Origin of the sequence: Ancylobacter sp. G4_0304 (assembly GCF_047501495.1) — a bacterium.
Classification (GTDB): Bacteria; Pseudomonadota; Alphaproteobacteria; order Rhizobiales; family Xanthobacteraceae; genus Ancylobacter.
In genome coordinates this window covers 1-7,994 of sequence record NZ_JAZDRM010000067.1, presented here as the reverse complement: position 1 = coordinate 7,994, position 7,994 = coordinate 1, and the positions used below count along the sequence as shown (strand labels likewise).

General features: G+C 68.5%; 8 protein-coding genes and 1 pseudogene. 1 reads left to right on the top strand and 8 read right to left on the bottom strand.

Features of this window, described 5'->3' with window-relative positions:
* Positions 1–113 (top strand): annotated as a pseudogene (locus VRZ77_RS21475) (IS5/IS1182 family transposase); the annotation flags it as partial.
* Here VRZ77_RS21475 and VRZ77_RS21470 read toward each other — a convergent pair.
* The 8 genes from VRZ77_RS21470 to VRZ77_RS21435 form a co-directional block, all read right to left on the bottom strand.
* Complete coding sequence (locus tag VRZ77_RS21470) at positions 100–486, bottom strand: cytochrome d ubiquinol oxidase subunit II (protein ID WP_414594606.1); 387 nt, start codon at positions 484–486, stop codon at positions 100–102. The pseudogene VRZ77_RS21475 and the gene VRZ77_RS21470 sit on opposite strands and share 14 nt — an antisense overlap.
* Positions 487–518: 32 nt before the next feature.
* Positions 519–1,304 (bottom strand): helix-turn-helix domain-containing protein, encoded by a 786-nt coding sequence (locus VRZ77_RS21465; RefSeq protein ID WP_414594605.1) that lies wholly within the window; start codon positions 1,302–1,304, stop codon positions 519–521.
* A gap of 253 nt (positions 1,305–1,557) precedes the next feature.
* Positions 1,558–3,168: an MFS transporter gene (locus tag VRZ77_RS21460; RefSeq protein WP_414594604.1), complete on the bottom strand. Its 1,611-nt coding sequence runs from the start codon at positions 3,166–3,168 to the stop codon at positions 1,558–1,560.
* A gap of 3 nt (positions 3,169–3,171) precedes the next feature.
* Complete coding sequence (locus VRZ77_RS21455) at positions 3,172–4,311, bottom strand: HlyD family secretion protein (RefSeq protein WP_414594603.1); 1,140 nt, start codon at positions 4,309–4,311, stop codon at positions 3,172–3,174.
* 118 nt (positions 4,312–4,429) lie between these two features.
* On the bottom strand, positions 4,430–6,325 hold the full coding sequence (locus VRZ77_RS21450; protein WP_414594602.1) for an ATP-binding protein: 1,896 nt from the start codon (positions 6,323–6,325) through the stop codon (positions 4,430–4,432).
* Positions 6,326–6,431: 106 nt separating this feature from the next.
* A complete protein-coding gene (locus tag VRZ77_RS21445; RefSeq protein ID WP_414594601.1) occupies positions 6,432–6,956 on the bottom strand; it encodes a DsbA family protein in 525 nt (174 codons plus the stop codon).
* Positions 6,953–7,468 (bottom strand): peroxiredoxin, encoded by a 516-nt coding sequence (locus tag VRZ77_RS21440; protein ID WP_414594600.1) that lies wholly within the window; start codon positions 7,466–7,468, stop codon positions 6,953–6,955. The genes VRZ77_RS21445 and VRZ77_RS21440 overlap by 4 nt, the downstream gene beginning before the upstream one ends.
* A 30-nt stretch (positions 7,469–7,498) precedes the next feature.
* Positions 7,499–7,994, bottom strand: a 496-nt coding sequence (locus VRZ77_RS21435) for a Dps family protein (protein ID WP_414594599.1), incomplete at its 5' end; no start/stop codon positions are given.

The window sequence follows — 7,994 nt, the reverse complement described above, 5'->3', positions numbered from 1 at the left end:
TCAACAGGATCAAGCAGATGCGCGGCCTCGCCAGCCGCTACGACCGGCGCCCAGACAACTTCCTCGCAGCCCTCAAGCTCGCTGCCGTCCGCATCTGGATCAATGCGTTATGAGTCCGCTGCCTAGGTCCCATGCCGGCGATTTCGACCTTGAGCGGGGGCGCAGGCCCAAAGCGGCCCCGCGCAGTACCAGCGCGGCGAGCATCAGCGCGATGGGCGCCGCGAAGGCCGGCAGCAGCATATAGTAGCCGGCGGGGAAGGTGGCGAACAGCAGAGCGCCGCCAGCCGCCAGCCAGATCTCGTTGCCGTCCAGCACCGGCGCGATGCTGGCGATCATCGCCTCCCGCTCGCCCCTGCGCGGTGCTGCGGCGAACAGGATGCCGACGCCGAGGTCGAGGCCATCGGCGAAGATGTAGGCGAGGATGCAGAAGGCGGCGAGGCCGACGAAGATCGGCGACGCATGCACGTCCAGAAACATGCCGGTCATGACCCGAACTCCCTCCGGTCGGCGCGAGTGGGTCAGTGATGCCCGCGATTGGCGCTGCGCCACTGATAGGGGGTGTCGCCGACGAAGCGGCGGAACACGGTGGTGAAATGCGCCTGCGTCTGGAAGCCCACTGCCAGCGCGATCTCGACCAGAGAGTCGCGGGTTTCCAGCATCATCGCCTGGGCGCGTTCAACGCGGCGGCGCAGCAGGAACTCGTGCGGCCTCTGCCCTGTCGCGACACGGAACTGCGCGGCGAAATGCATGCGGCTGAGCCCGGCGGCCGCAGCCATGCCCGCGAGGCTGACGCTCTCGGAGAGGTTCTCGTCGATATAGGCGACCACGCGCTTGAGGCGCCACTTCGGCAGGCCGGACTTGGGACGGCGCTGCGCGGGCGCGGCTTCCGGCTCCTCGGTTTCGAGGACCTGCGCGTCCTGCCCGTCCAGATGCCCGCTCAGCACGCGGGTGACAATGGCGAGGCGCAGCGCGTCGGCATAGAGCCCGCCGAATTCACGATCGCTGTTCTCGGCGGCATCGAGGGCACGCGAGAGCCGGTCGATCACCGGATCGGCAGTGCGAGGGATGGGGGCGGCGTCGGCGAGCAGCGGGGCGTGGTCGAGGCCGGAGGCGCCGACCGCCAGGTGAATGACCGGCGCGCCGTCGGCGGCCTTTGGCCGGCGTGCGGCACCGGCGGGGCCGATGGCAAGCACCACGCCCATATGGTCAAGGCGCAGCGAGAGCGCGTCGCGGGCGCCGTCCGGCGGCAGTGCGGCGGCGCGAGAGGCGAAACCAGCGGAAGGCGGCGTGACGTGAAGCGACATGGCCGATACCCCATCATCCTCGGAGCGGATCCTGATCGCGGAATGGGCGGGGAGACGAGAGGTCGTGGCGGTGCCAGAAGTGCGGCGGCGTCCCGGAAATCTCTCTGTTCGTTCCCCGTTTCATCCGTTGATCGGCGATGATGAAAGATTATGCCGGGCGTGGCCCGCCTCCCATTCTACGTGGGTTTCGGCAGCTATATGATGAGTGTGATCGCTACATACCTTGGTATGTCCGCGACCGCCCCCGCGGCGCTCAGTAGCGCGGCGAGAGCGGGCCGCGCGGGGCGGCGCCGAGCAGCGCCACCATCAGGAGGCCAGCCAGTGCCCCCCAGTAGCTGATCTGGAACGCATCGATATAGGCCAGCACATTGGCCTCGCGGCTCACCGTCGCCGCCAGAGCCGCCACGCCGCGCGCCTGCGCCAGATGCGCCGAGCCGCCCGCACCGGCAAAGGGCGCGGCGAAGCCGGCGATGGCGTGAGCGGTCTCCGCGGCCGAGGCCGGGATGTGCAGGCCGAGCAGATAGGAATGCAGTTGCTCGCGCATGCGCAGCAGCGTCGCCATCAGGCTGATGGAAATCTCGGCCCCGCCGAGCCGCAGCACCTGCACATAGGCGGCGATGGCGGTCGCGTCCTTCGGGCTGGAATTGGACAGGATGTAGACGACGGCGGCGAGGAAGGTGAAGCCCTGACCGATCGACTGGATCAGCAGCATCGGCAGGAAGCTCCAGCCCGACCATTCATGGTTGATGCCGGTGCCCATGCGCGCGGCGACCGCGAAGGCGAGGAAGCCGATGAGCATGGTGAGCCGCGCGTCGAACAGGCGGATCATCAGCACCGCCAGCGGCATCACCGCGAGCAGCGGCAGGCCGGTGCCCAGGAAGATCGGCCATCCGCTTTCTTCCGGCCGCAGCCCCGTCACCGTGGACAGAAATCCCGGGATCAGCATGCTGTTCGACAGGCTGGCGACGTTGAAGCACAGGATGAGGATGAAGGCGCCGATCACGTTGCGCGAGGCGATCACCTTGTGACTCGCCCAAGGCGTGCGCACCAGGAGTTCGTTGAGCGAAAAGCCGGCGACGAGGAGCGTACCCGCGGCCAGAAGGGTGAGGATGAGCCCCGATTGCAGCCAGTCCAGCCGGTTGCCCTGGTCGACCGCGACATAGATCAGCGCCCAGCCCGAACCGAGCAGCGCCATGCCGCCCCAATCCGCCCGCTCCAGCAGGGCGGTGTCGACCTTCTCATGCGGGGTACCGAGGCGCACGAGGATGCCGATGATCGGCGCCAGCAGCACGTCCTGCCAGTACACCCACTGCCAGCTCATATACTGCTCGTAGAAGCCAACGATGGCGACGCCCGCGCTCTGCGAGAAGGCGAGGCGGAACGCATAGATCGCGAGCGCCGGCACCCACCAGCGGATCGGCAGGTTGCGGAAGATGATCATGATGGTGGCGGGGATGAACACGCCGAGCAGCAGGCCGCGCAGCCCGTGCAGCAGGGCGATCAGCTCCCAGCTATGCACGAAGGGAATGGCCAGCGAGATCAGCGCATAGACGAGGCTCGGCCAGAACAGCACGCGCCCGACGCCGAAGGTCGCGGCCAGCCACGCCACGGCGGGGGCGATGAAAATCTGCGGTGCGGTGGCGATGGTAGAGAGCCAGGCGCCCTCGTCGAAGCTGAGCCCGAAAGCGCCGCGCAGGTCCGGCAGGCCGATGGAGAACAGGCGGGTGTCGAAGCCGACGAGAAAGGAGCCTAGCAGCACCGCCGCTGCCGCATAGGCCGGGCGAGGGCAGGGGGCGGATTGGGCCGGTGCGGAGCGGGCCGAGGCTGCCCCGGCCGGCGTCGCAGGCAGCGGTGCGGTGGCCATGGCTCATTCCGCCCGGTCGACATGGATCCGCGCGACCACCGACATGCCGGCCCGCAGCTTGTCCGTCAGCGCCTGTCCAGGTTCGAGAGCGATCCGCACGGGAATGCGCTGCACCACCTTGGTGAAGTTACCGGTTGCGTTGTCCGGCGGCAGCAGCGCGAACACCGCCCCGCTCGCCGGGGAGATGCGCTCCACCTTGCCGCGCAGGGTCTGGCCGGGAAAGGTGTCGACCGTGATGTCGACCGGCTGGCCCGGCGCGACATGGGTGAGCTGGGTCTCCTTGAAATTGGCGATGATGTAGACGGCGGGGATCGGCACCACCGCGATTAGGCTGGTGCCGACATTCACATAATCCGCCGCCTGCACCAGCCGGGTGCTGACGATGCCGTCAAAGGGCGCGACCACGCTGGTGTAGCCCAGTTGCAGCGTCGCGGTCTTCAAGCTGGCGACGGCGCCGTCGAGGCTCGCGCGCAGCGTGCCTTCCTGTCCGGTCAGCACGTCGAGCTGGCGCCGCTGCGCCTCGATCGCGGCGCGGGCGGCCGCGACATCGGCGGTGGCCTTGGCGAGATTGGCGGTGGCCTGCTGAAGCCGCTGCGCGGTGCCGGCGATGCCGCCGTCCACCAGCGCCTTCTGGCGCCCGAACTCCTCGTTCATCTCGGTTTCGACCGCCTGTGCGGACGTCAGAGCGGCCTCCGCCTGCGCGACGAGAGCCCGCTGCAACTCTTCCTGATTGCCCAGATTGGCGAGCGCGGCGCGGGCGCCGTCAACCGCCGCCTGGGCACCATCCACCGCGGCCTGGTAGCCGGCGGGGTCGATCTCCACCAGCGGCTGGCCGGCCTTCACCGACTGATAATCGTCGACCAGCACGTTCAGCACATTGCCGGACACACGCGCGCTCAGCGTCGAGACGTCGGCCTCGACATAGGCGTCGTCGGTGGACTGCACCGGGCGGTCGCTCATCCAATTCGCCCAGTGGGCGTTGCTGTAGACGAGAAACGCGCCGAGCGCGGCGATGGAGGCGAGCGGCACCAGCATCCGGCGCAGGCTGGCGCCAAGCGAGGGCGCCGGCGGGGCGGGTGTGGCGTCGACGGGCGCGGCCGGCGGTGCAGCGGCGTGTCTGGTCTCGGTCGTGTTGTCCAGCATGGCGGCGGCGCCTCCTCGGAAAGGCGCTCCCGCGCCATGACACCATAATGCCCCGCACGCGCGGCGAGGTTTGTCGGAACGAATTGCCACCCACGCAATCAGTGCGGGGAAGCGGTCGTCAGCCCCCGGCGGCCGGCAGGCTGAGGCGAACCTTGGCGCCCGTGCCCGATTCCGGCGCGGCGATGGCGATCTCGCCGCCATGGGCGGTGACGATGGTCCGGCACATCGCGAGGCCGAGCCCCATGCCCTGAGGCTTGGTGGTGAAGAACGGCTCGAACGCCTTCTGCGCCACCTGCTCGGAAAAGCCGGGCCCGGTGTCGCACACCTCGATGACCACGCCCTCCGTGATGGCCCGTGTGCGCACGCCGAGCCGGCGCGCGCCCGGACGCGTCGTCTGCATGGCCTGCATGGCGTTGGCCATCAGGTTGATAAGGACCTGCTGCAGCAGGATGCGGTCGACATCGACACGGCTATCCCCGGCATCCAGCGCAGAGGCGAGCACGACGCCCTGCGTCGCCATCTCGTTGCGCAGCAGATGCAGCGCCTCCTCCACCACCGCATCGACCGGCAGCACGGTCTTTTCCGGCTCGACCTGCGTCATCAGCCGGCGCACACGGCGCACCACCTCGGACGCCCGCGTCGCCGCTGCGCCGGCCTGCGCCAGCGAGGCGCGCACTTCGTCGAGATCGGGCTCCGGCCGGTTCAGCCAGCGCTGGCCGGCGGCGGCATGGGCGGCAATGGCGGCGAGCGGCTGGTTGATCTCATGGGCGATGGAGGCCGAGACCTCACCGAGCATGGCGGCGCGCAGCGCGTGGTCTAGCTGGCTGCGCGTGTGCTCAAGCGCGTCCTGCGTCTTCACCCGCTCGGTGATGTCGATCACGCTGGCCTGCACCCGGTCGAGCGACGCTCCGGGCGGGAAGTTGAAGGCGACGATGACCCGCAGCAGAGCGCCTTGCCGGGTGCGGATCGTGGTCTCGGCGGCGTAGCTCTCGACATTGCGGTCCAGCGCCAGCAGGAAGGTGGGAAAGGTTGGATCATCTCCCGGCAGCATGTCGTCGAGCCGGGTGAAGAAGTCCTCCTTGACGGCCACGCCCATCAGCTTCAGGGCGGTGCCGTTCACATCGGTGATGCGGATGAGGGCCCGCATCCGCGTTACGAAATCCGGGTTCTGCGCCAGATAGAGCGCGAGATCGTCGACCCCTTCCGCCCGCAGCGCGTCGAGCGCGGCTTTCACCGGGCGCAGATCGTGCTCCCAGATCGCTACGGCCAGTGTTTCGAAGATGACGCGGTAACGGCGCTCGCTGTCCTTCAGCGCTTCGTCGGCATGCTTGCGGGCGGTGATGTCGGTGTTGGTTTCCAGCGTGGTGCCGCCGCCTTCGGTGCCTTCCGCGCGGCGCCGCCAGCGGGTGAACAGGTGCAGTGTCTCGCCCGCGCGCGTGCGCTGGGTTACCTCGCCCTGCCACTCCCCGGTCGTGGCCAGCGCCGCTTCGATCGCCTCGCGCGGCTCGGGAAAGCGGGTGCCGAGCAAGGCATGGGGGTTGGCGCCCCAGGCTTCGTCGAACGACCAGCCATACAGCGCCTCCGCGCCCTTGTTCCAGTAGATGATCCGGCCGAACTCATTGGAGAGGTAGATGGCGTCGCTGGTGACGTCGAGCAGCTCCGCCTGGGATTCCACGGTCAGCCGGTCGGCATGGCGCTGGAGCACGATGACGGCGGTGGCGATGATCGCGGAGAGGCTGAACAGCAGCCTCAGGCCCGGCTCGATCATCAGGTTGATGCCGTGGCCATAGATGAAGGCGAACAGCGTGAGCCCGATGCAGCCGGCGGTGCTGGCCAGGATGGCGCGCCGCGAGGCGGCGTCGGCGATGATGATCAGCACGAGCACATAAAGCACCGCCACCGCGCTGCCCAGATGGGTGAAGCTATCAACGGCGAACACCGCCGCCGCGAGTGCCGTCGCGGCGACGTAGCGATAGAAGAGGGCCGTCTGGCCCGGGGCGGCTTGTCTGCGCATGAACGGCACTTCCGGCTTTGGTTCGCCCGGGTTGGGCGCGAATAGAGAGGCAGAAACGCCGCCACCCGTCGCGCCTTATCGTGCACGACAGGTCGCGCGACGCAATCTAACCGGCGGCTGCCCGCTCAAGTGCTTCCAAGAGGGCCTCCGGCTCGTGGTCGCCGTCATAGCGCAGGCCATTGATGAACAGCGAAGGGGTGCCGTTCACGCCACTGCGCAGCCCGCCGCTGAAGTCGGCGCGGATACGTGCGTCGAACCGGCCCTCGAACGCGGCCTCCAGATCGGCGGGCGCGATACCCAGCGCCTGCGCATAGGCGGCAAGGCTGGCATCGTCGAGCGCGTCCTGATGCGTGTAGAGCAGGTCATGGGCTTCCCAGAACCGGCCAATGGCGGCGCCGGCTTCCGCGAACTCCGCCGCGCGGCCGGCATGGGGATGGGCACCGGTGAGTGGGAAATTGCGGAACACGAAGCGCAGCCGGTCGCCCATCGCCTGCTGCACCGCCTGAATGACCGGGTGCATCGCCCCGCAATAAGGGCATTCATAATCGCCATATTCGACCATTGTGACCGGCGCATCTACCGGTCCCTGCGCATGGTCATCCGGGCCGACCGGAGGTGTGAGCATCTTCATGGCGTGGCCCCCTGAGGTGGCGCGCCGACCAGAGCATCCAGCGCTTCGAGTATGCCGTCGGCGCCAGGATTGATGCCGAGCGGGGAGACGTAGCTCCAGCGGATGACGCCGTCGCCGTCGATCACGAACAAAGCACGCTCGGAGGTGCCCTCCGGCTCGCGGTAGACGCCGTAAGTGCGGGCGACGGCGCCCTTGGGTTCGAAATCGGCGAGCAGCGGGAAATGCAGGTGGCGCTCTCCAGCGAAGGCGGCATGGCACCACACGCCGTCAGTGGAGATGCCGACGAGCTGGGCGCCGTAGCGGTGAAACTCCGGCAGCACCTCGTTGTAGAGCGCCATCTGGTCGCCGCAGACCGGGCTCCAGTCCGCCGGATAGAAGGCGAGGATCACCGGGCTGCCGCGCAGTTCGGACAGCGAGAGCCGCTGGTCCGGCGTCGCCGGCAGGACGAAGTCGGGCGCGGTGCGTCCGGCTTCGAGCGGGCCGGACGCCGGCGGGCGGGGCGTGTCGGACATGAGGGTGTCTCCTGAAGCGGCGCGGGCCGCTCAATGGTTGGAGCGGGTGGATTCGTAGAGGAACCAGGTCCGGCGTTCGGCCTCGTCGATCCACACCTCGATCAGGCTGGTGGAAGCGACGTCGCCATATTCCTCGCACACGCCATGGGCGGCACGCAGGAAGCCGGTGAGCGCGCGATTGTCTTCGGCGAGTTCGGCGAGCATATCGGCGGCGGTGACATAATCGGCGTCATTGTCGGCGATGCGCTGCAGCCGGCCGATATGCCCGATCGAACGCAGCGTGGTGCCGCCCAGCTTGCGGGCCCGCTCGGCGATGGCGTCGGTGGTGGCGAAGATCTGGTCGCCCTGTTCGTCGAGCATCAGGTGGTAGTCGCGGAAATGCGGGCCGGAGAGATGCCAGTGGAAATTCTTGGTCTTCAGGTACAGCGCGAACATGTCGGCCAGCAGGCCGGTGAGTGCGGCAGCGATGTCGCGGGTGGCGTCTTCGCCGAGATCGGTGGGGGTGCGCAGCGGGGCGATGCGGCGG

Excerpts from the sequence above, each read along its gene's own strand:
- VRZ77_RS21470 (WP_414594606.1), bottom strand. The coding sequence starts at position 486 with ATGACCGGCATGTTTCTGGACGTGCATGCGTCGCCGATCTTCGTCGGC.
- VRZ77_RS21465 (WP_414594605.1), bottom strand. The coding sequence starts at position 1,304 with ATGTCGCTTCACGTCACGCCGCCTTCCGCTGGTTTCGCCTCTCGCGCC.
- VRZ77_RS21460 (WP_414594604.1), bottom strand. The coding sequence starts at position 3,168 with ATGGCCACCGCACCGCTGCCTGCGACGCCGGCCGGGGCAGCCTCGGCC.
- VRZ77_RS21455 (WP_414594603.1), bottom strand. The coding sequence starts at position 4,311 with ATGCTGGACAACACGACCGAGACCAGACACGCCGCTGCACCGCCGGCC.
- VRZ77_RS21450 (WP_414594602.1), bottom strand. The coding sequence starts at position 6,325 with ATGCGCAGACAAGCCGCCCCGGGCCAGACGGCCCTCTTCTATCGCTAC.
- VRZ77_RS21445 (WP_414594601.1), bottom strand. The coding sequence starts at position 6,956 with ATGAAGATGCTCACACCTCCGGTCGGCCCGGATGACCATGCGCAGGGA.
- VRZ77_RS21440 (WP_414594600.1), bottom strand. The coding sequence starts at position 7,468 with ATGTCCGACACGCCCCGCCCGCCGGCGTCCGGCCCGCTCGAAGCCGGA.